This is a genomic window from Candidatus Sodalis pierantonius str. SOPE (genome assembly GCF_000517405.1).
Taxonomy (GTDB): domain Bacteria; phylum Pseudomonadota; class Gammaproteobacteria; order Enterobacterales; family Enterobacteriaceae; genus Sodalis_C; species Sodalis_C pierantonii.
In genome coordinates this window covers 1,692,052-1,717,948 of record NZ_CP006568.1, presented here as the reverse complement: position 1 = coordinate 1,717,948, position 25,897 = coordinate 1,692,052, and the positions used below count along the sequence as shown (strand labels likewise).

The 25,897-nt window shown below is 56.0% G+C and carries 15 protein-coding genes and 7 pseudogenes; 14 read left to right on the top strand and 8 right to left on the bottom strand.

Annotated elements, in window-relative coordinates; all coding sequences use genetic code 11:
- Positions 1 to 257 precede the first annotated feature (257 nt).
- The 3 genes and pseudogenes from ldtD to SOPEG_RS08715 all read left to right on the top strand — a co-directional run bounded on the left by ldtD (position 258) and on the right by SOPEG_RS08715 (position 3,433).
- Positions 258 to 2,000, top strand: a complete 1,743-nt coding sequence (ldtD, locus tag SOPEG_RS08725) for a L,D-transpeptidase (RefSeq protein ID WP_038468482.1) — start codon at positions 258 to 260, stop codon at positions 1,998 to 2,000.
- A gap of 180 nt (positions 2,001 to 2,180) precedes the next feature.
- A pseudogene (gene mepK, locus SOPEG_RS08720) lies at positions 2,181 to 2,730 on the top strand (peptidoglycan L,D-endopeptidase MepK).
- Positions 2,731 to 2,804: 74 nt separating this feature from the next.
- Positions 2,805 to 3,433, top strand: a pseudogene (locus SOPEG_RS08715) (MBL fold metallo-hydrolase).
- A 104-nt stretch (positions 3,434 to 3,537) separates the two neighbouring features.
- Here the strand turns inward: SOPEG_RS08715 and SOPEG_RS08710 are convergent.
- From SOPEG_RS08710 to SOPEG_RS08695, 4 genes and pseudogenes are all read right to left on the bottom strand, one after another.
- Positions 3,538 to 4,728 (bottom strand): amino acid aminotransferase, encoded by a 1,191-nt coding sequence (locus tag SOPEG_RS08710; protein WP_025245042.1) that lies wholly within the window; start codon positions 4,726 to 4,728, stop codon positions 3,538 to 3,540.
- A gap of 169 nt (positions 4,729 to 4,897) precedes the next feature.
- A pseudogene (gene ompF, locus SOPEG_RS08705) lies at positions 4,898 to 5,995 on the bottom strand (porin OmpF).
- Positions 5,996 to 6,255: 260 nt separating this feature from the next.
- Positions 6,256 to 6,435, bottom strand: coding sequence for a hypothetical protein (locus tag SOPEG_RS08700; RefSeq protein ID WP_025245039.1), 180 nt, complete (start codon positions 6,433 to 6,435; stop codon positions 6,256 to 6,258).
- On the bottom strand, positions 6,432 to 6,809 hold the full coding sequence (locus tag SOPEG_RS08695; protein ID WP_236851788.1) for a hypothetical protein: 378 nt from the start codon (positions 6,807 to 6,809) through the stop codon (positions 6,432 to 6,434). Before SOPEG_RS08695 ends, SOPEG_RS08700 begins: the two co-directional genes overlap by 4 nt.
- A 52-nt stretch (positions 6,810 to 6,861) precedes the next feature.
- On the opposite strand from SOPEG_RS08695, the gene SOPEG_RS08690 reads away from it, so the two are divergent.
- Both SOPEG_RS08690 and SOPEG_RS08685 read left to right on the top strand, forming a co-directional pair.
- Entirely contained in the window at positions 6,862 to 7,164 is a 303-nt protein-coding gene (locus SOPEG_RS08690; RefSeq protein WP_038468477.1) for a helix-turn-helix domain-containing protein, read from the top strand.
- Between the two features lie 66 nt (positions 7,165 to 7,230).
- Positions 7,231 to 8,232 (top strand): annotated as a pseudogene (locus tag SOPEG_RS08685) (phage integrase).
- A 138-nt stretch (positions 8,233 to 8,370) separates the two neighbouring features.
- Here the strand turns inward: SOPEG_RS08685 and asnS are convergent.
- Together asnS and pncB are read right to left on the bottom strand one after the other, a co-directional pair.
- Positions 8,371 to 9,771, bottom strand: a complete 1,401-nt coding sequence (gene asnS / locus SOPEG_RS08680) for an asparagine--tRNA ligase (RefSeq protein ID WP_025245038.1) — start codon at positions 9,769 to 9,771, stop codon at positions 8,371 to 8,373.
- Between the two features lie 310 nt (positions 9,772 to 10,081).
- Positions 10,082 to 11,154: pseudogene (gene pncB, locus SOPEG_RS08675) on the bottom strand (nicotinate phosphoribosyltransferase).
- A 304-nt stretch (positions 11,155 to 11,458) separates the two neighbouring features.
- Here pncB and pepN point away from each other — a divergent pair.
- The 3 genes from pepN (at position 11,459) to SOPEG_RS08660 (ending at position 16,077) form a co-directional block, all read left to right on the top strand.
- A complete protein-coding gene (gene pepN / locus SOPEG_RS08670) occupies positions 11,459 to 14,071 on the top strand; it encodes an aminopeptidase N (RefSeq protein WP_025245037.1) in 2,613 nt (870 codons plus the stop codon).
- Between the two features lie 278 nt (positions 14,072 to 14,349).
- A complete protein-coding gene (pyrD, locus tag SOPEG_RS08665; RefSeq protein WP_025245036.1) occupies positions 14,350 to 15,360 on the top strand; it encodes a quinone-dependent dihydroorotate dehydrogenase in 1,011 nt (336 codons plus the stop codon).
- Between the two features lie 168 nt (positions 15,361 to 15,528).
- A complete protein-coding gene (locus SOPEG_RS08660; protein WP_025245035.1) occupies positions 15,529 to 16,077 on the top strand; it encodes a cell division protein ZapC in 549 nt (182 codons plus the stop codon).
- A gap of 59 nt (positions 16,078 to 16,136) precedes the next feature.
- Here SOPEG_RS08660 and SOPEG_RS08655 read toward each other — a convergent pair whose 3' ends face one another.
- Positions 16,137 to 17,243, bottom strand: coding sequence for a YcbX family protein (locus tag SOPEG_RS08655; protein WP_025245034.1), 1,107 nt, complete (start codon positions 17,241 to 17,243; stop codon positions 16,137 to 16,139).
- Between the two features lie 103 nt (positions 17,244 to 17,346).
- Between SOPEG_RS08655 and rlmKL the strand changes: the two genes are divergently transcribed.
- From rlmKL to rmf, 6 genes and pseudogenes are all read left to right on the top strand, one after another.
- Positions 17,347 to 19,473, top strand: coding sequence for a bifunctional 23S rRNA (guanine(2069)-N(7))-methyltransferase RlmK/23S rRNA (guanine(2445)-N(2))-methyltransferase RlmL (rlmKL, locus tag SOPEG_RS08650; protein ID WP_038468473.1), 2,127 nt, complete (start codon positions 17,347 to 17,349; stop codon positions 19,471 to 19,473).
- 3 nt (positions 19,474 to 19,476) lie between these two features.
- Complete coding sequence (locus tag SOPEG_RS08645; protein WP_025245033.1) at positions 19,477 to 21,399, top strand: ABC transporter ATP-binding protein; 1,923 nt, start codon at positions 19,477 to 19,479, stop codon at positions 21,397 to 21,399.
- A gap of 68 nt (positions 21,400 to 21,467) precedes the next feature.
- Positions 21,468 to 22,750, top strand: a pseudogene (gene pqiA / locus SOPEG_RS08640) (membrane integrity-associated transporter subunit PqiA).
- Positions 22,737 to 24,378 (top strand): annotated as a pseudogene (pqiB, locus tag SOPEG_RS08635) (intermembrane transport protein PqiB). The pseudogenes pqiA and pqiB overlap by 14 nt, the downstream one beginning before the upstream one ends.
- Positions 24,378 to 24,824, top strand: coding sequence for a membrane integrity-associated transporter subunit PqiC (gene pqiC, locus SOPEG_RS08630; RefSeq protein WP_025245032.1), 447 nt, complete (start codon positions 24,378 to 24,380; stop codon positions 24,822 to 24,824). The pseudogene pqiB and the gene pqiC overlap by 1 nt, the downstream one beginning before the upstream one ends.
- 269 nt (positions 24,825 to 25,093) lie before the next feature.
- A complete protein-coding gene (rmf, locus tag SOPEG_RS24380; protein WP_071882302.1) occupies positions 25,094 to 25,258 on the top strand; it encodes a ribosome modulation factor in 165 nt (54 codons plus the stop codon).
- A gap of 99 nt (positions 25,259 to 25,357) precedes the next feature.
- On the opposite strand, the gene fabA is transcribed toward rmf, so the two are convergent.
- Positions 25,358 to 25,876 carry a bifunctional 3-hydroxydecanoyl-ACP dehydratase/trans-2-decenoyl-ACP isomerase gene (fabA, locus tag SOPEG_RS08625; RefSeq protein WP_025245031.1) on the bottom strand — a complete coding sequence of 173 codons (519 nt, stop codon included), beginning with the start codon at positions 25,874 to 25,876 and terminating at the stop codon, positions 25,358 to 25,360.
- Positions 25,877 to 25,897: the final 21 nt, after the last annotated feature.

Here is a 25,897-nt window from a genome sequence, read left to right as displayed (position 1 = left end):
GGAGAAGCGAAAATAGATCTGTGTGGCCGTCAAAATCCGTAATCTAACCTGTGGTCAGGTCAAACACGGAACCGGAGTTGTCAGGACGAAGTTTGGCTAAATCGGGAGCAGAAATCTCTCGCTGCATAACTTAACAGATACGATAACTACATTGACGTCTACCTTAGCTATAAATTTTGTAACCAATTCTGGACTGTCCAAAATAGCTATTTTTTAGGGTTTTAGGGAGTCCAGAATTGTTTGCAAATTAGTCCAGAATATTTTGCATCGCTACAGGTATCGCGTCGCTCTCCGGCCCCGCCTTTAGCGCGCTGGCCGCGCAAAGCCAGGGTGTTGGCGCCCCTTTGCCGGGACAAATTTCCCCTGCTCATGTACAACCTTACTTTGCCCGCGAAATAGCGGCCCTTTACGCCGCTCGCCAGGATGCGCCGATGTGGCAGGACCGGGCCGCGGTGCGGCATTTTCAGCAGCAACTGGCGGAACTGGCGCTGTCGGGCGTCCAGCCGCAATTCACCACCTGGGCGCAGTGGCTCACGGATCCACGCATCACCGGTCTGGCGCGGGATAAAATCTTGTCCGACGCTCTGCTGGGCTACCTGCAATTCACCAACGGCGTCGGCGCCAACGGCGAAAGATGGCTTTACGGCAATGCACCCTATACGCTGGTGCTGCCGCCGCGCGCGTTGATTGACCGCTGGCAGAATGCTTTGAACGACGGCAGGCTGGATGCCTTTATCAGCGGCCTGGTGCCGCAACATCCGCAATACGCCAAAATGCATCAAGCGTTGAAAACCATTCTCGCCGATAACCATCCCTGGCCGCAGCTGACCGGCAGCGCCAACCTGCGTCCCGGCCAATTAAGCGATGATATTCCCGCGCTGCGCGAGATTTTGCGGCGTACCGGTATGCTCCAGCGCGGCGACGCCGCGCCGCAACCGACGGTGGATAACGCCTCGGCCACTACGCCTACCGCCTCGCAGCCTATTAGCCAGGAGCCGCCGTCGGCGGTGGTCAGCCCCGCCGCCGCGGAGCTCACGCCCACGCCCTCCAGCGATAATCCAACGGTGGTCGCCACGGTAGATGTGCAGGACAAGATGTATTCGCCCGATCTGGTGGCGGCGGTGAAACGTTTCCAAAGCTGGCAGGGGTTGGACGCCGACGGTGTGATCGGCCGCCAGACGCGCAACTGGCTTAACGTTTCCCCGAAGACCCGGGTCACGCTGCTGGCGTTAAATATTCAGCGTTTGCGTCTGCTGAACAATCGCGTTAATACCGGCATCCTGGTCAATATTCCCAATTACTCCCTTGTTTACTATCAGCAGGGGGCAGAGGTGCTGTCCTCGCGGGTGATCGTCGGCCGCCCCAGCCGCAAAACGCCGCTGATGCGCAGCGCATTGAGCAGCGTGGTGCTTAATCCTCCGTGGAATGTGCCCAGTTCGCTGGTGCGTCAGGATATTCTGCCGAAAGCGCTGCGCGATCCGGGGTATTTGCCGCGCAACGACTTCACCATATTATCGGGCTGGAGTAGCGATGCCGCCGTGATCGACCCGGCCAATATTGATTGGAATATGGTCACGCCCAACCATTTTCCTTATCGTTTGCAGCAGGCGCCGGGGCCGAAGAACGCCTTGGGACGGTATAAATTCAATATGCCCAGCTCGGATGCCATCTATCTGCACGATACGCCCAACCATAATTTGTTCGGCCAAGATCAGCGCGCGCTGAGCTCAGGTTGTGTTCGGGTGAACAAGGCGGCGGTGCTGGCGAACATGCTGCTGCAAGATGCCGGCTGGGGCGACGCTCGCGTCAGTGCGACCCTAAGGCAGGGCAATACGACCTATGTGCCGATTCGACATCAGATTTCGGTCAATCTGTTTTATCTTACCGCCTGGGTCGCGGACGACGGTAAACCGCAGTTCCGTACAGATATTTACAATTATGATACGCCCACCCAGAAGGGCGCCAGAAGCCTGCCGCAAGCGCAACGGCTGCTGCAATAAGCCGCTGAACGCCGGTGAATTTATGCGCGGGCCTGATCGAACGCCCGCGTAGACTACTTTGTGAGCTTTTGCAAATCCTGACGCTTGAGTGATTGACGTGGCCCACCCATACGGTTATGGTTCGGGCGGTGCGCTACTGTGCATTTGGTTCATCAACTCTGCCGACTGGTTACTTTGCCCATGGATCATATTAATCATCTACGCCGTCAATTGCTGGTGTTCGGAACGGCTGCCGCCGGGCTGGCGCTGCTTCCCGGCACCGCTTTCGCCACGCTCTCCACGCCCCGCCCGCGCATGCTTACCCTGAATAATTTGCATACTGGTGAAACGCTAAAAACGGAATTTTTCAATGGTAAAAGCTATGATCAAAGCGAGCTTAGCCGATTAAATCATTTTTTCCGCGATTTTCGCGCCAATAAGATAACCGAAATCGATCCTCAGCTTTTTGATCATCTTTAATCGTCTGCAAACGGTGCTGCAAACCAGCAAGCCGGTGCAGCTTATTTCCGGTTATCGAACGGTACAGACCAATAATTCGCTGCGGGCAAAAAGCGAGGGCGTGGCGAAGCACAGTTATCATACGCTGGGCAAAGCCATGGATTTTCATATTGAGGGCACGCCGCTCAGCATGATCCGTAAAGCGGCGCTCAAGCTGCGCATGGGCGGCGTGGGATACTATCCGCGCAGTAATTTCGTCCATATCGATACCGGGCCGGCGCGCACCTGGTAACGCACCGCAATTCCTGTCAACACCAGCGCCGTTTCGCCGTATAATCGGGTGCAAAAGGTCAGACAGGATACAGTATGAAATATCACATCATGCCGGTAACGGCGTTCAGCCAGAATTGTTCTTTGGTTTGGTGCGAGCAGACCGGTGAAGCGGCGCTGGTGGATCCCGGAGGTGAAGCGCAGCGGTTGCGTCAAGAAGTCGCGCCGCTGGGCGTAACGGTAAAAGAAATATGGCTGATGCACGGCCATTTGGATCATGTCGGTGCCGCTAGCGAGCTCGCGGCGTTCTATCGTGTGCCCATCGTCGGTCCCATCGCGACGATGAACCGCTGCTGGCGAGTTTGCCGGGGCAGTGCCAAATGTTTGGCGTGGAAAGCATTCCGCCCTTGACGCCCGATCGCTGGCTGGCGGATGGCGCTACGGTGAGCGTTGGGACGTTGTCGTTTAGCGTATTGCATTGCCCCGGTCATTCACCGGGGCATGTGGTGTTTTGGAACAAAGCGGCGAAGTTCATTTTGATGGGGGACGTGCTGTTTAATGGCGGCATCGGTCGTACCGACCTGCCGGGCGGCGATAGCGCGACGCTGATACGTTCGATCCATCATCAGCTTATGCCGTTGGCGGATGACATTGCCTTTCTGCCCGGTCATGGCCCCATGTCGACGCTGTGCCACGAGCGCCGCACGAATCCTTTCCTGCAATAGCCGTCGGTTAGCGCTTCATGGCGGTTACTGCCGTTGCGCCAACCGCCATGACAGTGTCATCGTTTCACCAACCGACGCGCCGCTTCAGACAGCTCAACCGGCGGTTATAGTACCGTCACGATCGCTTCGCACAGCGGCGCCATGTTATCCGGCGTCATTCCGGCCACGTTGATGCGGCCCGAATTCACCACATAAATGCCCGATTGGTCCCGCAGCTTTAGCACCTGTTCCTGGGTCAGGCCGCTAAAGGAGAACATGCCGTTTTGCCGGTTGATAAAGCTGAAGTCCTGCCGAGCACCTTTGTCCAGAAGGGTGTTGACGAACAGTTGGCGCATACGCTGAATGCGCTCGCGCATACCGCTCAACTCCTGCCCCCACATGGCACGCAGCACGTCGTCGGCCAAAATGGTGGCGACAACGGCGGCGCCGTGCGCCGGCGGGTTGGAGTAATTGGCGCGAATGATGGCTTTCAACTGGCTGAAGGCGCGATCGGCAATCGCGCTGTCGGGCGCAATTAGAGTGCAGGCGCCGACGCGTTCATTATACAGGCCGAAATTTTTTGAAAAGGAGCTGCACACGATAATCTCCTGATGCGCTTCGCAAAAAATCCGCAAACCCGCCGCATCTTCCTCCAGACCGTGAGCGAAACCCTGATAGGCGAAATCGAACAGCGGCAGCCAGCCCTGTCGGGCCGACAGCGCCGCCAGTTCGCGCCATTGCTGCTCGGTGGGGTCGATCCCGGTCGGATTATGGCAGCAACCGTGGAACGAAACAACGTCGCCGGCCTGCGCCCGGCTTAGGGACGCCAACATTGCCGTAAAATCGAGCGTATGGGTGACGGCATCATAGTAGGCGTAATCGCACACCGTCAATCCCGCCGCGCTAAACACGTTTTTATGGTTCGGCCAGCTAGGGTTGCTTACCCAAACGCGGCGCACGGCGGTATTGTGCGCCAGGAAATCCGCGGCCACGCGCAGGGCGCCGGTGCCGCCGGGGGTTTGCGCGCTGCGCGCCCGCGCGCTGGCGATAATATCGCTCTTTGCGCCGAACATAAGGCGTTGCGTGCCCGCGGCGAAGGCGGCGATGCCGTCAATACTCAGGTAGTTTTTGCTTGTCTCATTTTCCAGCAGCAGCGATTCCGCTTTTTTTACGCTGGTCAGCACCGGCGTATTACCGGTTTCATCTTTGTAAACGCCGATACCAAGATTGATTTTATTCGGGCGATCATCGGCGCGAAAGACATCCAGCAGGTCGAGAATCGGGTCCGCCGGTGCGACCGGGATTGATTCAAACATGGGAGATGTGTCCAAACGTCACAGTGTGCGAAAAGTGCTATCAGGTTACCGTTACGAGAGCCCTTTGCCAACCGTTTACCGCATATTTTTCAACGGCACAAAAAAAGAAGGCAGGGTATAAACCCTGCCTTCGCTATCCTGATTTCAGATGTAGAGGGCCGAAAGGGGATTAGAACTGGTAGACCAGACCCAGAGCAACGGTATCGCCGCTGCCGATGCCCAGCTGGTTGTCGTCATCAATCTGGTTGATGATGTAGTCAACATAGGTGGACATGTTTTTGTTGAAGTAGTAAGTTGCGCCCACTTCAAAGTATTTGATCAGGTCAACATCGCCAATGCCTTCGATGTCTTTACCTTTCGACTGCACGTAAGCGACGGACGGACGCAGACCGAAGTCGAACTGATATTGAGCAACCAATTCAATCAGCTGGGTTTTGTTAGCAAAACCGGTCGCGTCAGCGCCATCAATCTGCAGATTGGCGTTGGAGATGTAGGTCGCGTTACGGGTTTCACCGTACATAGCGGCCAGGTAAACGTTGTTGGCGTCATATTTCAGACCGGCTGCCCACTGCTGAGCTTTTTCGCTGCCGTTAGCATAGTAAGCGCTTTGCTGGGCATCGGTACGGTCGGAAGAAGCATAAGCACCGACGATAGCAACACCGATGGCGGAGGTGTTGCTGGTAGATGCGCCCCAGCCGTCGCCGTTGGCGCGACGGATTTCGTCACGATCGTTCTTGCCTTGGTACTGTACGGCGAAATCTCAGCCGTCAACCAACCCGAAGAAGTTGGTGTTGCGGTAGGTTGCGACGCCGGTGGTATGACCCACCATGAAGTTGTCGCTGTAGCCGGAGTCACCGCCGAATTCCGGCAGCATGTCGGTCCAGCCGATAGCGTCATACACAACGCCGTAGTTACGGCCGTACTCGAATGAGCCGGCATCGCCAAATTTCAGACCGGCGAACGCCAGACGGGTTTTGTTGCCGTCCTGAGCGTCGACGCTGCTTTCGGAGTTTTTGCCCTGGAAGTTGTATTCCCACTAGCCGAAACCTGTCAGCTGGTCGGTAATCTGAGTTTCACCTTTGAAGCCGAGACGGGCGTAAGTCTGGTCGCCGTAGCTGTTGTCGCTGTGGGAGAAGTAGTGCAGGCCGACAGCCTTACCGTAGATGTCTAATTTATTGCCATCTTTGTTATACACTTCGGCCGCGTTAGCGGCACCGGCAGCCAATAAGGCCGGAATTACCACTGCAAGAAGATTGCTCTTCATCATTATTACTACCCTCATTGGTGTTATTCGGACACCTGCCACTGCCGCTAATAATTTCTTACGAAACATTATTGAGAGTTTGGTGTTTTCCTGTGTCTGCACACAGTGTTCCATTCACAGAGTCGTTAATCTACCCCGAAAATGATACAAATGTCGTAACAATGTTTCATAAAGAAAAATGTATGTCTAAATGTAATTTTTAGGGAACTTTGTGAGATATCTCTAACTTTAAAAAGAGAAAGGCCAGCTGCATTGGCTTTCTCCTACAAACGTTGGCGGGCTTGGCGCTCAACGGCTGCCTTGCTCGCCTGATAAGCTTTGCGCATGTCGTCTGCGTGTTCACTCCGAATGACGTCTATCAGCCTCTCGAAGAATACGTAGAGCATGAAACCAACGGCACCAAGAACGATCAAGTAGTACGCAATGAGCAAAAAGTCTTTCATGCAGCCTTATCCTCTCCCCCAAGGCGATACGGCACACCCAAATCTTCACGGAGCTTTTTGGCGCGCTTATGCCATGCACGCTTCCAGTCGCAGCGCACAGGAGGAAGTTGGCTTGTAACGTCAGAGATCATCTCAAGCCATTCATTCCAAAGTATAAGTAACCGGCGAGAGCTGCCTTTTTCTCCAAAAACCTCTTTTTCCGTCGCAAGAGGCAAAAAGCGGCGTTCTATCCATTTGCGTACGCTTTGCTCCGACTTCCCTGTCCTGCGGACAAACTCATCAGTGGTAATGGCATCAGGGATCTTAAACAAGGCCCTCAATTCGTCGTCTGTCATGTGGTAATCTCCCAAGCTGGGGTATTGAAGAAAAATCACCCCCAAAGCATTACATGACACCATTCTGGAATATTGACTTGGATAAAGCAATATGAATTTGGATATAGCAGAGAAATTAAAGGTGATGCGTGAAAGCGAACGCATCTCAAGTAGAAGGAAGGCCGCTGAAATAATAGGCATACCTCATAATGCGCTATGGAGATATGAGACAGGAGAGGCAATTCCTAAAGGAGATGTTTTAATGAAAATATTGTCAACACCAATTTTTGAAAAATATGCATTATGGTTCACCACAGGTAAAATTGCGCCAGAATCCGGGCAGATAGCTCCGGCTCTCGCACACTTTGGGCAAAACAATGCGGAATCTACATCATTGGAACAAAAGGCTGGCTAGGGGTTTATGAGGCTTATGTTTGCCAAACAGGCAAACACTCAGAGCTTATGACCGGAGGGCGTAATCATGACGATTAAAACGCTCGATGGTGGACGATACAAAGTTGATGTGAGACCCCGTGGTCGGGATGGCCGCAGGATCCAAAAAATATTTAAGAAAAAAGCTGATGCAGTGGCCTATGAGCGCTACGTACTAGGCAATTTGCACAACAAAGATTGGCTGGAAAAACCCGCAGATCAACGGAAATTATCTGCCCTAATGGAAATATGGTGGCAACTTGAAGGCCGAAACCTGAAATACGGAGAAAAACGAAAAGTTGCACTATGTAGAATCATCAAGGCTATCGGAGATCTAAGTGCTGGACGCTTAAATCAGCGCTTCATGCAAGAATGGCGCTCTAAGCGGCTACATGATGGCGCAAAAGCATCAACCGTTAATCGGGATGAGGCAGTACTTAGCAGTATGTTTCGCGTGCTAATTAATGCTGGGGAATACCATGGGGATAACCCAATCAGAGCGTTATCGGTCTTAAAGGAAAAAGCGCCCGAGATGACCTATCTAACCAGCTAGGAAATTACCCAATTGCTGGATGCAACAGATGGAGACGCCCGTAGAATAACCATTCTATGCCTAGCTACTGGGGCAAGATGGGGAGAAGCAGCCAGCCTTAAGGCAGAGCATGTACTGCATAATCGAGTTACTTTCACTGAAACCAAAAATGGCAAGATTCGCACGGTTCCCATCTCTGATGAGACAGTGAAAGCAATAAAGAGGAAAAAATCAGGAAAACTCTTTGATATAGATTATGGAAAATATCGAAAAATTTTGCGTAATGTTAAACCTGATCTGCCTAAAGGCCAGTCCGTACATGTGTTGCGCCATACTTTTGCTGCACACTTCATCATGAACGGAGGGAACATACTAACACTACAAAAAATTATGGGACACGCTTCAATCCAGCAGACGATGACCTATGCGCATCTTGCTCCTGATTACTTACAGGACGCGATAACCTTCAACCCACTGGACAGAAGCATCCACATTCCATCCACACATAAGGGTTTTTAGGGCTAGCATAGAGTCCCCAAAAAGGGATGAAGTCATTGAAAGTAGGCTTAATCCCTTGCAATACAAAGTATAGAAAAGCCACGCGGCGCTGGCCTTGGTGACGTATATATATGTTTTTCTTATATTAAATGCCGAAATTTAAAAATCGGCATTGCGTGGACTTCGCGGGAAGGGTATTACATCACGAATATTTTGCATTCCTGTGACATAAACTATTAATCTCTCGAAACCTAATCCAAAACCTGCATGCGGAACGGTTCCATAGCGGCGCAAATCACGATACCACCAGTAATCTTCTTTGTTGAGGCCTATTTCTTCCAAACGCGCATCCAGTCTGTCCAAACGCTCTTCGCGCTGGGATCCGCCAATGATTTCGCCGATGCCCGGGGCCAGCACATCCATAGCGGCAACGGTTTTGCCATCGTCATTCATGCGCATGTAAAACGCCTTGATATCCTTGGGATAATTCTTCACCACCACCGGCGCTTTGAAATGTTTTTCCGCCAAATAGCGTTCATGTTCCGAAGATAAGTCAATGCCCCAGGAAACCGGATTTTCAAATGCCTGGCCACAGTTTTGCAAAATAGTGACCGCCTCGGTGTAGTCCACTTGCGCGAAATCTGTACTAATAAAGTGTTTCAGACGGTTTATCGCTTCCTTGTCGACCCGTTCGGCGAAGAATTGTATATCATCGGCGCGCTCGGTCAATACCGCCTGAAAGACATATTTAAGCATCGCTTCCGCTAAGCCGGCGGCATCCTCCAGGGTGGCGAAGGCCACTTCCGGCTCAACCATCCAGAATTCGGCGAGATGGCGGCTGGTATTGGAATTTTCCGCCCGGAACGTTGGACCGAATGTGTAGATTTTTGACAGGGCGCAGGCGTAACTTTCACCGTTCAACTGGCCGGAAACGGTTAAAAAGGCCTCTTTGCCAAAGAAATCTTCACCGTAATTGACTTTGCCATCGGCCGTACGCGGCAGATTTTCCAGATCGAGAGTGGAAACGCGGAACATTTCGCCGGCGCCTTCGGTATCGGAGGCGGTAATTAACGGCGTCGACACCCAGAAAAAACCCTGCTCGTCCATAAAACGGTGAATGGCTTGCGCCAGGGTATGGCGGACTCGCGCCACCGCGCCAATCAGGTTGGTACGCGGGCGAAGATGGGCCACTTCGCGCAGATACTCCACGCTATGGCGCTTGGCGGCCATGGGGTAAGTATCCGGATCGTCGACCCAGCCGAGCACCTCAACGGCCTGAGCCTGTATTTCGTAACGCTGACCGCCCCCTAAAGATTTCACTACCCGGCCGGTAACCGATACCGAGCAGCCGGTGGTTAGGCGTAGAATGTCGTTCTGATAATTGGGCAGAGTATTATTAATGACGACCTGTAAAGGATCGAAGCAGGAACCGTCATAGACGGCAAGAAAGGAGATTCCGGCTTTGGAATCTCGGCGGGTACGCACCCAACCCTGTACAGTGACTTCACTGTCAGCCGGCATGCGCCCTTGCAGTACATCGACTACAGGCACTACGCTCATAAAATACTCTCTTACTCAGTTAAAATAGGAAAAGGCCTTGAGTCCGCTAACGGACCATAATATGTTACTTGGCGGCGGCAAGACCACAAGGGGAAATCGCATATTTCTGGCGGCGATGGTGTTTAGGGCGGGCAATGAGGGGGGGAAACGGTGTTAAAACGCGCCACCGCGCCGTCTCTGCCGACGCTTTCACATCAATCAGGGGTGAACGGAAAATGCCTGCCGCGGCTTGGCGAAAGACTCAACCGGCCTTTTTCCCCCCGTGCAAAACGGGGGGCGACCCCATACCCGCCGCGGCTTGACCGGCGGTTCAACTGGCCTTTTTAACCACCAGCGGCACGTCGAACGCTTTACGTAGGGCGCGAACAAAGGCTTTATCGTGACAGATCGTTTTCCCGGGGCTGTCCGACAGCTTCGCCACCGGTTTACCGTTGCACTCCACCAGTTTGATGACGATATTCAGCGGCTTTACGGCGGGGATATCGCAGCTCAGCCGGGTGCCGATGCCAAAAACGAGATTGATGCGCTGCCAGAAATGGCGGTACAGCATCAGCGCCTTGTCAAAAGCGAGGCTGTCGGAAAACATCAGCGTTTTGCCGAGCGGATCGATACCCAGCCGTTCATAATGCGCAATGGCCTTCTCGCCCCATTCTACCGGGTCGCCGGAGTCGTGCCGCAGACCCTGATAGGCATGGGCAAACGCCGGCCCGAAGTCGCGTAAAAAAGCATCCATGGTGATACAGTCGGTGAGCGCGATCCCCAACTGGTCGGGGTATTCGTCCAGCCAGGCCTGGAGCGCGGCGCGCTGGCTGTTGGCCAGATCGGGGCTTATCTGCTGATGCGCCTGAAACCATTCATGTGCCTGGGTGCCGAAATCCATTAGCTTGAAGCGGGACAGGTCGACATCCGCGCTGATCTGGCGAAAATAACGCAGCTTCTGCTGCAATTGCGCCACCGCGTCGGCGGGTGCGGCGAGCGGCGGTGCACCACCTCGCTTATTACCGCCAGCAGCGGCACTTCCCATAAAATGACGTCGCGCCAGGGGCCGGTGATGCGAATATCGAGTTTGCCGTGGTGATTGCGTACGCGCACCTGGCTCGGGTCAAAGCGGAACTGGCGCAGCCAGTTGAGATAGTCGCTTTGAAAAAACGGCAATTCGCGCAGGTAGGCAAACTCCTCCTGGCCCAATTTCAGACTACGCATCATCTCAATCTGGGCACTGATGTCGGCGGTGTATTCCCCCAGCAGATCGTCCCCGCGGCAGCGGAACTCCGCGCTCACCGTCACATCGTAATAGCGATGAAAAACGGCCTGCTGCATATGGAATTTATAGGCATCAGTGTCGAGTATCGATGTTAAAATCGGATCGGTAGCAACATTCATGGTGCGTTCAAGCATCCTTTTACGACATCTCATCTCAGTCGGATAAGGGGTAACGGCCATGAAAAGCCGCGTTATCCTATAAGTGTAGTCACATCAGAGCACAGTTGGCGTGATAACGTCGGGACCAAACGTGCCGTCCCGCGGGTTAGTCGCCCGGTCATTTGGCGGGTTTTACCGCCCGCCCGCGCTGTTTTTTGCGCGAACGCTGCATTTTAGCGCGCTTGCCGGGCTTTACAATGGCAACCTGCCGCTAACAGGAATAGACTTAACGGCAGAAATCGACATTGATGCCTAAAGGTTAACTATGACGCAACAGCCGCAAGTCAAGTACCGCCATGATTATCGTGCGCCGGATTATACGATTACCGATATTCACCTGGATTTTGATCTCGAGGCCGAAAATACCACCGTTACGGCAACCAGCACCGTTGTGCGTCAGGGCCAGGCCGGCGCGCCCTTGCTGCTCAACGGCGAAGATTTACGCCTACTGAGTTTGCGGGTGGACGACCAGGAATGGATGCATTATCGCCTGGACGCCCCGGGAGTGGTCATTGAGCAGTTGCCCACCACCTTTACCTTGACCATCAAAACGCTGATCCATCCCACCAATAATACCGCCCTGGAAGGGCTCTACCTTTCCGGCGACGCGCTCTGTACCCAATGCGAGGCGGAAGGTTTCCGCCATATTACCTTTTATCTGGACCGTCCGGATGTTCTGGCCCGGTTCACCACGCGCATTTTGGCGGATAAGCAACGCTATCCGTTCCTGCTCTCCAACGGCAACCGTATTGATTACGGGGATAACGGCGATGGCCGGCATTGGGTCATCTGGAAAGATCCTTTTCCAAAACCGTGTTACCTTTTTGCGCTGGTGGCGGGGGATTTTGATGTGTTGCGCGACAGCTTTACCACCCGCTCCGGCAGGGAGGTCGCGCTGGAGCTGTTTGTTGATCGCGGCAACCTGGATCGCGCCGACTGGGCGATGGCGTCACTCAAGCGCGCCATGCGCTGGGACGAAACCCGCTTCGGTCTTGAGTACGACCTGGATATCTATATGGTGGTGGCGGTCGATTTTTTCAATATGGGCGCCATGGAGAATAAAGGGCTCAACGTATTCAACGCCAAATATGTGCTGGCCCGGGCGCAAACCGCCACCGATGTGGATTATCTCAATATCGAACGGGTCATCGGCCATGAATATTTCCATAACTGGACCGGCAATCGCATTACCTGCCGCGACTGGTTTCAACTGAGTCTGAAAGAGGGCCTGACCGTATTCCGCGATCAGGAGTTCCGTTCGGATATCGGCTCGCGCGCCGTCAATCGAATTAACAATGTACGCGTGATGCGCAGCGCGCAGTTCGCCGAAGACGCCAGCCCGATGGCGCACCCCATTCGCCCCGATAAAGTTATTGAAATGAATAACTTTTACACCTTGACGGTGTATGAAAAGGGCGCCGAAGTGATCCGTATGCTGCATACCTTGCTGGGGGAGGAAAAGTTCCAGGCCGGGATGCGCCGCTACGTTTCCCGCCACGACGGCAGCGCCGCCACCTGCGAAGATTTCGTCGTAGCGATGGAGGAAGCCGGCGATATCGATTTGACGCTGTTCCGCCGCTGGTACAGCCAGTCGGGTACGCCGCTGGTGACGGTGCGCGACGATTATAATGCCGAGCTGGAGCAATACACTCTGCACGTGACGCAGATGACGCCGCCGACGCCGGACCAGCAGGAAAAACAGGCGCTGCATATTCCGCTGGATATCGAACTGTACGATAACCACGGACAGGTCATCCCGCTACAGCACGCCGGCGCGCCAGTAAATTCGGTGCTGAATGTGACCGAAAGCGTCCAGACGTTTATTTTCGATCATGTCCCGTCGCTGCCCATCCCCTCGCTGCTGCGTGAATTCTCCGCGCCGGTGAAGCTGGATTATCCCTATAGCGATCAGCAATTGATTACCCTGATGCGTTTCGCCACCAGCGATTTCTCCCGCTGGGACGCGGCGCAAAGCCTGCTGTCTATCTATATCCGTTTGAACGTGGCCCGCTATCAGGAGGGGCAGCCGCTGACGCTGCATGTAGCTGACGCGTTCCGCGGTATTCTGCTTGACCCCGAGCTGGATCCGGCGCTGGCGGCGCAAATACTGACGCTGCCGAGCGAGAATGAAATGGCCGGTTTGTTTGATAGCGTGGATCCGGTGGCGATTCACAGCGTGCATGACGCGCTGACCAGTTGTCTGGCGAACGAGCTTGGCGATGAACTGTTAGCGGTTTATCGTGCCAGCCCTAACGGTGAGTATCGGGTGGAGCACCGTGATATCGGCCTGCGCGCGCTGCGCAACTGCTGTCTGCACTATCTGGCGTTCGGCGATCGCGATCGTGCGGTTCGTCTTACCACCGAGCAATACTATCAGGCCGACAATATGACCGACACGCTGGCGGCAATGGCGGCGGCGGCGGCGGCGCAGTTACCCTGCCAGGCCACGCTGCTGGCGGAGTTCGACCTGCGCTGGCACCACGACGGTTTGGTCATGGACAAATGGTTCAGCCTGCAAGCGACCAGTCCGGCGGAGGACGCGCTGGATCATGTCAAATCGCTGCTTACCCATCGCGCCTTTAGCCTTAATAATCCCAATCGCGTTCGGGCGCTTATCGGCGCGTTCACCGCCAATAATCCGGCGGCGTTCCATGCGGCTGACGGTAGCGGTTACGCCTTTTTGGTCGAGATCTTGACCGAGTTGAATACCCGCAATCCCCAGGTTGCTTCGCGGATGGTTGAGCCATTGATTCGGCTCAAGCGCTATGATGCGCCGCGTCAGCGCCTCATGCGCGCGGCGCTGGAGCAACTCAAGGCGCTGGAGAATCTCTCCGGGGATCTGTTTGAGAAAATAACCAAGGCGCTGGCCGACGCTTAAGCCGCGGCGGTCATCGGCGCTCCACGGCAGGCGCCGCACGGTTTCCGCCGGCGATAGATAATCACGGTTGGCCGGCGGGGGCGCAGTATGGCAGCCCGCCTCGGCGCAGCGCGGTCCGCGGAGAGGACTGGCGAAAACGGGCTATCGCCGCGCGCCAACGCGCCGTCGTTCGCAGGGCATCCGCAGGGGTGCCCTTTTTTGCGGCCATCATTGATTCCCTTTCCCGCGCCGATGATTGATAATACCGCCCCGGTTGCAACCGGGAATCAGGAGACCTCATGTTATATCCGCTTATCAAGCAGGTATTGTTCCAGCTCGACCCGGAACGGGCCCATGAATTGACTTTTCGGCAGCTTAAGCGCATTACCGGCACTCCGCTGGAATGGCTGGTGCGCCAATCGGTACCAACCAAAACCGTCAACTGTATGGGTATCGCTTTCAAAAACCCCCTTGGGCTGGCCGCAGGATTGGATAAAGACGGTGATTGCATCGACGCGCTTGGCGCCATGGGCTTCGGTTTTATTGAAGTGGGCACGGTCACGCCTCGCGCGCAGCCCGGCAATGAAAAACCGCGTTTGTTCCGTCTGGTGAAGGCCGGCGGCTTGATAAACCGTATGGGCTTTAATAACCACGGGGTCGACAACCTGGTGGAGAACGTCCAAAAATCCCATTTCGGCGGTGTGCTGGGTATCAATATCGGGAAAAATAAAGATACGCCGGTGGAGCAGGGCAAGGATGATTATCTGATCTGCATGGAGAAGGTCTATCCTTACGCCTGTTATATCGCGGTGAATATTTCATCCCCCAATACGCCCGGGCTGCACACCCTGCAATTTGGCGCGGCGCTGGATGATCTGTTGTCGGCGATAAAAAATAAGCAGGCGGCGCTGCAAGCCTACCATCACAAATATGTGCCGGTGGCGGTGAAAATAGCCCCCGACATGAGCGAGGCGGAATTGATCCAGGTTGCCGATAGTTTGGTGCGCCATAATATCGACGGCGTCATCGCGACCAATACCACTACGGGCCGGAAGCTGGTGCAGCGCCTGGACCATAGTGCCCAAACCGGTGGTCTGAGCGGCCGGCCGCTGCAATTGCGCAGTACGGAAGTTATCCGACAATTGTCCGCTGAGTTACAAGGTAAATTACCGATTATCGGGGTCGGTGGTATCGATTCGCTTATCGCGGCCAGGGAAAAAATGGCGGCCGGCGCTTCGCTTATTCAGATCTATTCGGGCTTTATTTTCCATGGTCCGCGCTTGATAAAGGATATTGTCAGCGATATTTAGACAATCTTGACAAAATAATGGGGGCTGGAGGCATATTTCTTATCCAGCCTCGTTTATCTTTTATTCGTTTACTGCTAATTTAAGATCAATTAAATTTCCGGCTCTGCAGGTGACGCTTGCCGGATAGCGACCAGGCCCTGAATTGGCGACGTGATAAAAGGTAAATGGATGAAGATCACCCCTGGCGATAACTGGCATTGGTTTTTCGATGCTGAACACGACCGTATGATGCTTGATCTGTCGGAAGGCTTGGTATTCCGTTCGCGCTTTTGCGCGAAAATGCTGACCCCTGATGCGTTCGAGCGCACGCGTTTTTGCGTTGACGACGCCGCGCTTTATTATCAATTTGAGGATAAAAGCCGGGCGTTGCCGCTCACCGATGCCCTGCGCGCTGAACTGGTGCTCAATGCGCTGGTGGCGTTGCGCTTTTTAAAGCCGCAAATGCCCAAGAGTTGGCATTTTCAAACGCAGCATCCGACGGACGCCTGGCAACCCCAAGAGAGGGACAGCGTGTTGGTTTGCGTGAACGGCGGCGGCGAACGGGCGCGATTGCTTATCGCCGAGGCCGGCGACAACGCCAGCCTGTGCGTGCTGGCGCAACCCTGTCTGACGCTGGCCGGCCGCCGCATGGCGCTTGGCGACGCGATAAAAATTATGCATGACCGGCTTCAACCGGCGCCGCGCCAGGACGATTTGCAGTTCGCGACGGCGGTATAAGACCCGATCAGGCTGGCGAAAGCGTCAGCGGTCCCAGGCCGCTCGCGCGGGCGCGATGGCTATTCCAGATGGACATCGCCGCGCGGTAGGCAACTGCAAGAGAGGATCCACGGCGCCGATGCCGTCGCGCTGCCGGTCAGCGGCGCAACGTCACCCGACAATAATTTCACCTTGCAGGTGCCGCAAATGCCAGCCCGACAGGAGTAGGGGATGCGTATGCCCTGCAGCTCCAACTGCTCCAGTAAGATATCCCGTTGGTTGCCGATAAATTGCCGGCCCTGATACACAATGGTCACCGGCGCGTCGGCGGCCTGGGGGGGGGGCGTGGCCGCGCTTGCGGGGCTGGCGGCGCGATAGCGACGCGGCTTACGGGTGCTAAGGACCTCGACATTGTCGCCGACCCGCACGATACCAGTGGTGCGGGCGATCACATTCTGGCCGAAATAGACGTTATCGTCGTCGGCACTGCGATAGCCTTGTAAGGTGCGCAGCGGCTCATCCCCAGGATGTTTATGGCCCTGTTCCACGTTGACCGTGGTCAGAACGCAGCGGCTGCACGGCTTTACCACTTCAAACTCGACCTCGCCAATACGCAGACGATGCCAGCTATCTTCCGCATACGCTTCGGTGCCGGTCACCACCAGATTTGGCCGAAACTGGGTCAGGGTGACGCCCGCCGGGCAGCGGCGCTGTAAATCCAAAAAGGACGCTTCGCTTATCAGAATATAGGGATAGCCGTCGGCGAACGACAGCGGGACGGCCAGGAAGCGTTTCACCCGCCTGTGGCTATGCTCGCCCGTCCAGCAGAGGGTAACCGGCTGTTCAAGATAGCCGGAAAGCCCGGTATTGATGGTCTCCGGCGCCGGATGAGCGGTAAAATGATTCCCCCAGATCTCAACCGGCTGCGCCGGCGCGGAAAAATCGGTAAAACGCACGTGGCGGCTTTGCCCGTCGGGGGCGGTAAGGTGCAGCCCGCCCGGCAGCATTACCGGGGTGAATAATAACATCTGCGGATACTGACGGGCGGTGATAAAGGCGCCGTCGGCGTCGGTGAGCATAAAAACGCGATCAAACGCCAACCCTTCGGCGCCGGCCAGGGCGTGCGATAGCTGCAACCCGCGCATTGATTTCACCGGATGCACATATAAACGCGATAAAATACTCATTCTGCCTCCGTGCCGTTTGTGATGACGGTCAACTTTATGACAATGGGGCAGGATTGGCTATAATGCGCAACGATTTTCTTTTTAATTAATAATAAGAGACCAGATGAATTCTCTGTTTGCCACCACGGCACAAGGCTTGGAAGAACTGTTGAAAAGCGAGCTGGAAACCCTGGGGGCCGCCTCGTGTAAAGTTGCGCTGGGCGGCGTGCACTTCCAGGCCGATAGCCGGCTGCTTTACCGCGCGCTGTTGTGGAGTCGTCTGGCGTCGCGCATCGTCCTGCCGCTGAACGATTTCAGCGTCGGCAGCGATGGCGACCTGTATCGCGGTGTGCAGGCGGTGAACTGGCCGTCGCTGTTCACGGTGGATAAACGTTTCGCCGTACATTTCAGCGGCACCAACGCGGCAATCCGCAACAGCCAGTATGGCGCGCTGAAGGTTAAGGACGCCATCGTCGACAGTTTTACCCGCCACGGCGCGCGTCGACCCGATGTCGACCGCCAGCAGCCCGATATCCGCATTCAGGCCTATCTGCACCGCGACCGGGTGATGCTGTCGCTTGATCTGAGAGGCAGCAGCCTGCACCAGCGTGGCTATCGCGATGCGCAGGGTCAGGCGCCGTTAAAGGAGAATCTCGCCGCCGCCATCGTGCTGCGCTCCGGCTGGCAACCCGGTACGCCGCTGCTGGATCCGATGTGCGGCTCCGGTACGCTGCTGATTGAAGCGGCGCTGATCGCGGCCGATTGCGCCCCCGGGCTTACGCGTCCGTTTTGGGGATTTTCCGCCTGGTCCGGGCATGATGAGGCGCTATGGCAAGAGACGGTGCGCGAAGCGCGCGAGCGTGCCCGAGCGGGGCTGGCACAAACGCCGTCGCGCTTTTACGGCTCCGATGTCGACAGCCGGGTGCTGGAGAAGGCGCGCCAAAACGCGCGCCGCGCCGGCGTGTCTGCGCTGATAACCTTCCAGGCCGGCGAAGTGGCGCAGCGGGTAAATCCGCTGCCGGAGGGGCCGCGCGGGACGGTTGTAAGCAATCCCCCTTACGGTGAGCGCCTAGAGAGTGAACCGGCGCTTATCGCCCTGCACAACCAGCTCGGGCGGGTCATGAAAAGCCGGTTCGGCGGCTGGCGGCTGTCGTTGTTCAGCGCCTCGCCGGCGCTGCTCGGCGCGTTGATGCTGCGCGCAGAACGCAGTTTTAAAGCCAAAAACGGCCCGCTGGACTGCGAGCAGAAGAACTACCTGCTGGCGGAAACCGCCGTTCCGCCCGGCCAGGGGAAAGGGCAAATTGCCGCCGATTTCGCCAACCGCCTGCGCAAAAATGTGCGCTCGCTGCAAAAATGGGTCGAGCGGGAAAAGCTGGATTGCTACAGGCTGTATGACGCCGATCTGCCGGATTACAATGTCGCTATCGATCGCTACAGCAGCTGGGTGGTGATTCAGGAGTATGTGGCGCCGAAAAGCGTGGAACCCGAGCGTGCGCGGCAGCGGCTGTACGATGTGATTAATGCCACCCTGGCGGTGCTGGCGATACAGGCCAGCCGTCTGGTGGTCAAAGCGCGCGAGCGGCAGAAAGGCAAGAATCAATATGAAAAACTGGCGCAGAAGGGCGAATTCTTGCTGGTGGAGGAGTACGGCGCCAAATTGTGGGTCAACTTGACCGACTACTTGGATACCGGGCTATTCCTCGATCACCGCATTGCGCGCAGGATGCTGGGGGAAATGAGCCGCGGCAAAGACTTCCTCAATTTGTTCGCCTACACCGGCAGCGGCAGCGTCCATGCCGGTATTGGCGGCGCGCGCAGCACCACCTCGGTGGATATGTCGCGCACCTATTTGGAGTGGGCGGAAAAAAATCTGCGCAGCAACGACCTGGTGGGCCGTCAGCACCGGCTGATACAGGCGGATTGCCGGGCGTGGCTATCGATGGTGCAGGAAACGTTCGATGTGATATTCATCGACCCGCCCACCTTCTCCAATTCCAAGCGGATGGCCGATACCTTTGACGTTCAGCGCGACCATGTGGCGCTGATGGCCGAGCTCAAACGGCTGTTGCGCACCGGCGGTACCATCATGTTCTCCAACAACAGACGCGGTTTCCAACTGGATGATGCGGGGCTGACCGCGCTGGGCCTGAGGGCGCAGCCGATAACCGATCGTACCCGCTCGCCGGACTTCGCCCGCAACCGACAAATTCATCACTGCTGGCTGATAAGCCATGCGGACAAGGATCTCTAAGCCATGTCATTAATCAGTCTTTCCGGCGCCTGGTTGTCGTTCAGTGATGCGCCGCTGCTGGATAACACCGAGCTACATATTGAGCGCAACGAGCGCGTCTGCCTGGTGGGGCGCAACGGCGCCGGCAAATCCACCTTGATGAAAATCTTGAGCCGCGAGGTGCCCCTCGACGATGGTCAACTGATTTTCGAGCAGGATGTCATCGTCGCCCGGCTGCAGCAAGATCCGCCACGGGACGTTACTGGCAGCGTTTTCGATTTCGTTGCCGAAGGTGTCGAGGCGCAGGCACAGATACTGAAAGCCTATCACGGGATTTCTCAGCGGGTAGAACAGGACCCGAGCGAAAAAAATCTGGCGGAAATGGGCCGGCTGATGGAAATTCTCGACCATCAAAATTTGTGGCATTTGGAAAAGCGCATCCATGAGGTAATTGCGCAGATAGGCCTGGGCGCAGACAGCCAACTGTCATCGCTGTCCGGCGGCTGGCTGCGCAAGGCGGCGCTGGGCCGCGCGCTGGTGTGCGAACCACAGGTGCTGCTGCTGGATGAACCGACCAACCATCTGGATATTGAAACCATTGACTGGCTGGAAGCTTTCCTGAAGACCTTTCCCGGCAGCATTATTTTCATCTCCCATGACCGCTCGTTTATCCGCGCGATGGCGACCCGCATCGTCGATTTGGACCGCGGCAAGCTGGTCTCCTGGCCGGGTAATTATGACAAATACCTGAAAGGAAAAGAGGAAGAGCTGCGGGTGCAGGAGCTGCAGAACGCCGAGTTCGATCGCAAACTGGCTCTGGAAGAGGTGTGGATCCGCCAGGGGATTAAAGCCCGGCGCACGCGGAATGCAGGGCGGATGCGCGCGTTGAAGGCGCTGCGTCAAGAGCGTTCCGAGCGTCGTGAAGTGATGGGCAGCGCGAAAATCCAGGTGGAAGAGGCGGCGCGGTCGGGCAAAATCGTCTTTGAACTGGAAGACGTCAGCTATGGCCTAGAAGGGAAAACGCTGATTAGCCACTTCAGCGCGCAGGTGCAGCGCGAGGATAAAATTGCTCTTATCGGCCCCAACGGCTGTGGTAAAACCACGCTGCTGAAGCTGATGCTGGGTCAACTTGGCGCCGATAGCGGCCGCATACACTGCGGCACCAAGCTGGAAGTCGCCTATTTCGACCAGTATCGCGCGGTGCTCGATCCGGAGCGTACCGTGATGGACAACCTGGCCGAGGGTAAGCAGGAGGTGATGGTCAACGGTCGCTCGCGTCACGTGTTGGGCTACCTACAGGACTTTCTGTTTCATCCGAAACGGGCAATGACGCCGGTAAAAGCGCTTTCAGGCGGCGAGCGTAATCGGTTGTTATTGGCGCGGCTGTTTCTTAATCCCAGCAACCTGCTGATTCTTGACGAACCCACCAACGATCTTGATGTCGAAACCCTGGAATTGCTGGAAGAGCTCCTCGACAGCTATCAGGGCACCGTACTGCTGGTCAGCCACGATCGCCAGTTTGTGGATAACTCGGTGACCGAATGCTGGATTTTTGAAGGGGAAGGGCGCATCGAGTGTTACGTGGGCGGTTATTTTGACGCGCAGCGCCAGCGCAGCAATCGGCGCGCGCTAAGGGCGCAGCCGGCGCCGGTGCAGAAGCCCCCGGCGCCCGCGCCTGGGGCTACCCCATCTTCTGCCAAACGCGGCGGGGGGAAACTCAGTTATAACCTGCAACGGGAGCTGGAAACCCTCCCGGGGCAGATCGAGCGATTGGAGCAGGAAATAGGCCAATTGCAGGCGCAAGTGGCGGCGCCGGACTTTTTCAGTCAACCCCACGAGACAACGCAGCCGGTGCTGACGGCGATTGCGCAGGCGGAGGACGCGCTTGAGCAGGCGTTCAGCCGCTGGGAAACGCTGGAAGCGCAAAGGAACGGCGCGGCGGAATAGGCCCTGGCGGGCGGTCTATGCCGCCCGCCGATTACCCGCGCAAACGGAAAGCACCATAGGAGGTAGGCGTGTGCGATTATCCCCGACATCAACATCACGTGCTTTGCCCGCACTGTGATTTATTGGTGGCGCTGCCGCCGCTGACGCCCGGCCAGATGGGGATCTGCCCGCGGTGCCGTAACACCTTGCAGAGCTATTGGCACGATCCCAAACGCCAGCCGGGGGGGGGGGCGCCATCAGCGCGCTGGTGATGCAGGGGCTGGCCAATCTCTTCCCCTTTGTCAATATGGAAGTCTCCGGCATAAAGCGGCAAATAACGCTGCCGCAAATTCCGCTGGTGATGGTTAGCGATCATTTTTCCAGCCTGGCGGGCGTGTTTTTGCTGTGCGTGCAGGCTATCCCCGCGCTTTGCATGATTTTGATCATCTTATTGTGTCTAGATGTACCGCTGCCGTTTCGCCTGAAGGCGTTTCTGGCCAAGTTATTATTCGCCCTGCGCAGTTGGGGCATGGCGGAGATTTTCTTGGTTGGGGTGCTGGTCAGTTTTGTCAAATTGATGGCTTACAGCCAGATAGGCATCGGCAACAGTTTTATTCCATTCTGTTTCTTCTGCTTGCTGCAACTGAGGGCGTTACAATGCGTTGACCCCTGCTGGTTATGGAACGTCATCATGCCGTTCACGTCGCCGGTAACGCGATTGCGGCCCGGTGAGGGCGGCCTCCTGGCGCAGGGCATACGCGCTTGCAGCTGTTGTACGCTGATCCTGCCCGCGGACGCCGCCATTTGTCCGCGCTGCCGTACCCGCGAGCACGCGCGACGTATCCATAGCCTGCAATGGACGCTGGCGCTGTTACTCACCTCATTGATGCTCTATGTGCCGGCCAATCTGCTGCCGATTATGATTACCGACGGGCTGGGTAATCGACTTAATTCCACCATCATGGCCGGCGTTATCCTGCTGTGGGAGGACGGCCCGATACCGGTGGCGGCGGTAATTTTTATCGCCAGTATCATGGTCCCCAGCCTGAAGATGATTGCGCTGGGCTGGCTGTGCTGGGACGCCGCCGGCCGCGGCGAGCGAAACGCGGCCGACAGCGAACGGATGCACCTGCTCTACGAGGTGGTGGAATTCGTCGGCCGCTGGTCGATGATAGATGTTTTTGTTATTGCCGTGCTGTCTGGCCTGGTGCGCATGGGTAGGCTGATGAGCATTAGCCCCGGCATCGGCGTGCTGCTGTTTGCCGCGGTGGTCATCTTGACCATGATCGCCGCCAAAACTTTTGACCCCCGTCTTTTGTGGGACAGGGCTTCGCATACCACGCTAAAGGAGTCGACCGTTGACGGAAAATAATTATCAGAAAGCCCGAGTGGAGAAGATCAAACGCTGGTCGCCGGTGTGGATCGTTCCCATTGTCACCGTCCTCATTGGCGCCTGGATCCTGTTTTACCATTTCAGCCATCAGGGCAAAGTGATCACCCTGACCACCAGCAGCGCTGAGGGTATTGAAGCCGGAAAAACCGCCATCAAAAGCCGCAGCGTGGATGTCGGCACCGTCGAGAGCGTGATGCTGAGTGACGATTTACGCCAGGTGGAAATCAAAGCGCGCATCTATAACGGCATGGAAAAAATGCTGAATAAAGACTCGGCGTTTTGGGTGGTGAAGCCGCAGATCGGCAAGGAAGGGGTGTCGGGATTAGGGACCCTATTATCCGGCGCCTATATTCAACTGCAACCCGGATCCAGCGAAGAGACCTCGCGGGAATTCAAATTGTTGGACGCGCCGCCGCTGGCTTCTCCCGATGCGCGCGGAATCCGAATCCAGCTGGACAGCGATCGTTCTGGCCAGTTGAGCGCCTGCGATCCGGTGCTGTTTCGCGGCTTCCGCGTCGGTACGGTGGAAACCAGCCACTTCGATCCGCTTAAGCGCATGATGAATTATCAGCTCTTTATCAACGCGCCTTATGATACCCTGGTGACCACCAATGTCCGTTTCTGGAAGGACAGCGGCGTGGCGCTCAATTTGTCGGCCTCCGGCATGCGCGTGGAAATGGGCTCGCTGACCACGCTGTTTGCCGGCGGGGTCAGTTTCGATGTGCCGACCGGCTGGGAACTGGGACAGTCGGCCAAAGAACAGCAGCGTTATCAGCTGTTCGATAATAAGAACGACATCGCCGATTCCCTTTACACCCAACATCAGGACTATGTCCTGTTCTTTGACGATTCGATTCGCGGCCTGCAACCGGGGGCGCCGGTAGAATTCCGCGGCATCCGCCTGGGGACCGTGGCGGAGGTGCCGTTCGCCACCGTTAGCGCCGATCAGGAAATGAACGGCGACTATCGCGTACCGGTGCTCATTCGCATTGAGCCGGATCGCTTTATCAGCAAGGTAGGTAAAAACTTTGATATTAATAAGCGCCTGACCGAGGTCGAAGGGCAGGGCTTCCGCGCGGCGCTCAAGAGCGCCAACTTGCTGACCGGCGCGCTATAATGTCGATTTGGATTTCTATCCGCAGGCCAAAGCCTGGCCGAGGCCCTCGACCGTCAAGGGTTACCCGGTCCTGCCGACCACCAGCGCCGGTCTGGCGCAGATACAGCAAAAACTGACCGCAACGCTGGATAAAATTAATGCGCTACCGCTCGATCCGATGCTCAATCAAGCCACCAGTACGCTGGCGCAAAGTTGGAGCATGCTACAAGAGCTACAGCGCACGCTGAAGGTCGTGAATAAGATCACCGAAAGCGCGTCGATGCAGCAATTGCCCCAAGATATGCAGCAGACTCTGAAAGAGCTGAACCGCAGTATGAAAGGGTTCCAGCCCGGCGCCCCCGCCTACAATAAAATGGTGGTGGACATGCAGCGCCTCGATCAGGTGCTGCGCGAGCTGCAACCAGTGTTGCGGACGCTGAACAGCAAGAGCAACGCGCTGGTTTTTGAAGCGGATAAAGGTAAAGATCCACAGCCGAAGAGGGCGAAATAATGCAAAAAGGGAGACTTTTAGCGCAGGTATCGGTGGCGGATTTTCTGGCCGGCAACGGACTGGTCTATCAAACCAGCGACGTGCAGTACATCACGGCCCGCAGCAATCTGTGGGCCAGTCCGCTGGAACAGCAGTTACAGCAATCGCTGGTGGCGAATTTAAGCGCCGCGCTACCGGGGACGCTGGTATCCACGCAACCCATCGGTAGCAGCGGTGATAGCGACCAGTTGGCGGTCACCATCACCGGTTTCCACGGCCGTTACGATGGGCGCGCAGTCGTACAGGGGGTGTGGCTTTTGACCCACGACGGACGCGTCATCCGCCAGCCGTTTAATTTGACGCTGCCCCAGAAAAAGGATGGCTACGATGCGCTGGTGCGTACGCTGGCGCAGGGCTGGGAAACTGTCGGGCAGCAGGTGGCGAAAGAATTTATAGCTATAAACTAATAATTATTTGTTATAGGCATTTACATAAGCCGCCGGCTGTCGCGGCCGGCGTTCGCGGAGGTTGCCGACACAAGAGGTAATTCAGCGGTTTATCCCGACCGGCGTCTTTTTTAGGGCCGAGAGATTTGTCAATTTTGCCCTGCCGAGATGACAAATCGATGACGTGGTGGTTTGATCTTCGCCGCTTTTCTCATTAAAGATTAGGTGTAACCTCGCCGCTAGAGCTTACCGTTTTCTTTCAACCAGCCAAGATGATGAGGGATAAACCTATGAAAAGACAAAAACGAGATCGCCTTGAACGTGCTCATTCACGCGGCTATCAAGCGGGTCTGTCAGGGCGTCCCCGTGAACTTTGTCCATATCAATCACTTGACGCACGCTCTCACTGGTTGGGAGGCTGGCGCAAAGCCATGGAAGACAGGTCGGTAATCTGATTTGTCGCCCAAGAACGACCTCCGCCTGGCGCGGAGGTTTTTTTTACGGACGTCGTCGGCGCGCGCCGGCAGAAAGCGTCGTCATGCCGGCCATAAACATCAGAAAGCCGCGGTATCTTTGAACAGGCCGACTTTCAAATCGCTCGCGGTATAAATCACGGTACCGTCGCACAGTACTTCGCCGTCAGCCATGCCCATTACTAGCTTGCGGTTAATCACGCGGCGGAAATGAATGCGATAAGTCACTTTTTTCGCGCTCGGCAAGATTTGCCCGGTGAATTTCACTTCGCCGACGCCAAGCGCGCGGCCTTTGCCTTCGCCGCCCAGCCAGCCCAGATAGAAACCCACCAATTGCCACATGGCGTCCAGACCCAAACAGCCGGGCATCACCGGATCGCCGATAAAATGGCAGCCGAAGAACCACATATCCGGGTGAATATCCAGTTCCGCTTCCACGAAACCTTTATTGTAATTACCGCCGTCTTCGGTCATTTTGACCACCCGGTCCATCATCAGCATATTCGGTGCCGGCAACTGCGGGCCCTCTTTGCCGAACAGTTCGCCGCGGCTGGACGCCAGCAGATCTTCTTTGGTATAGTATACGCGTTTATCTACCATATTTCTCTAAACCCTAATTAT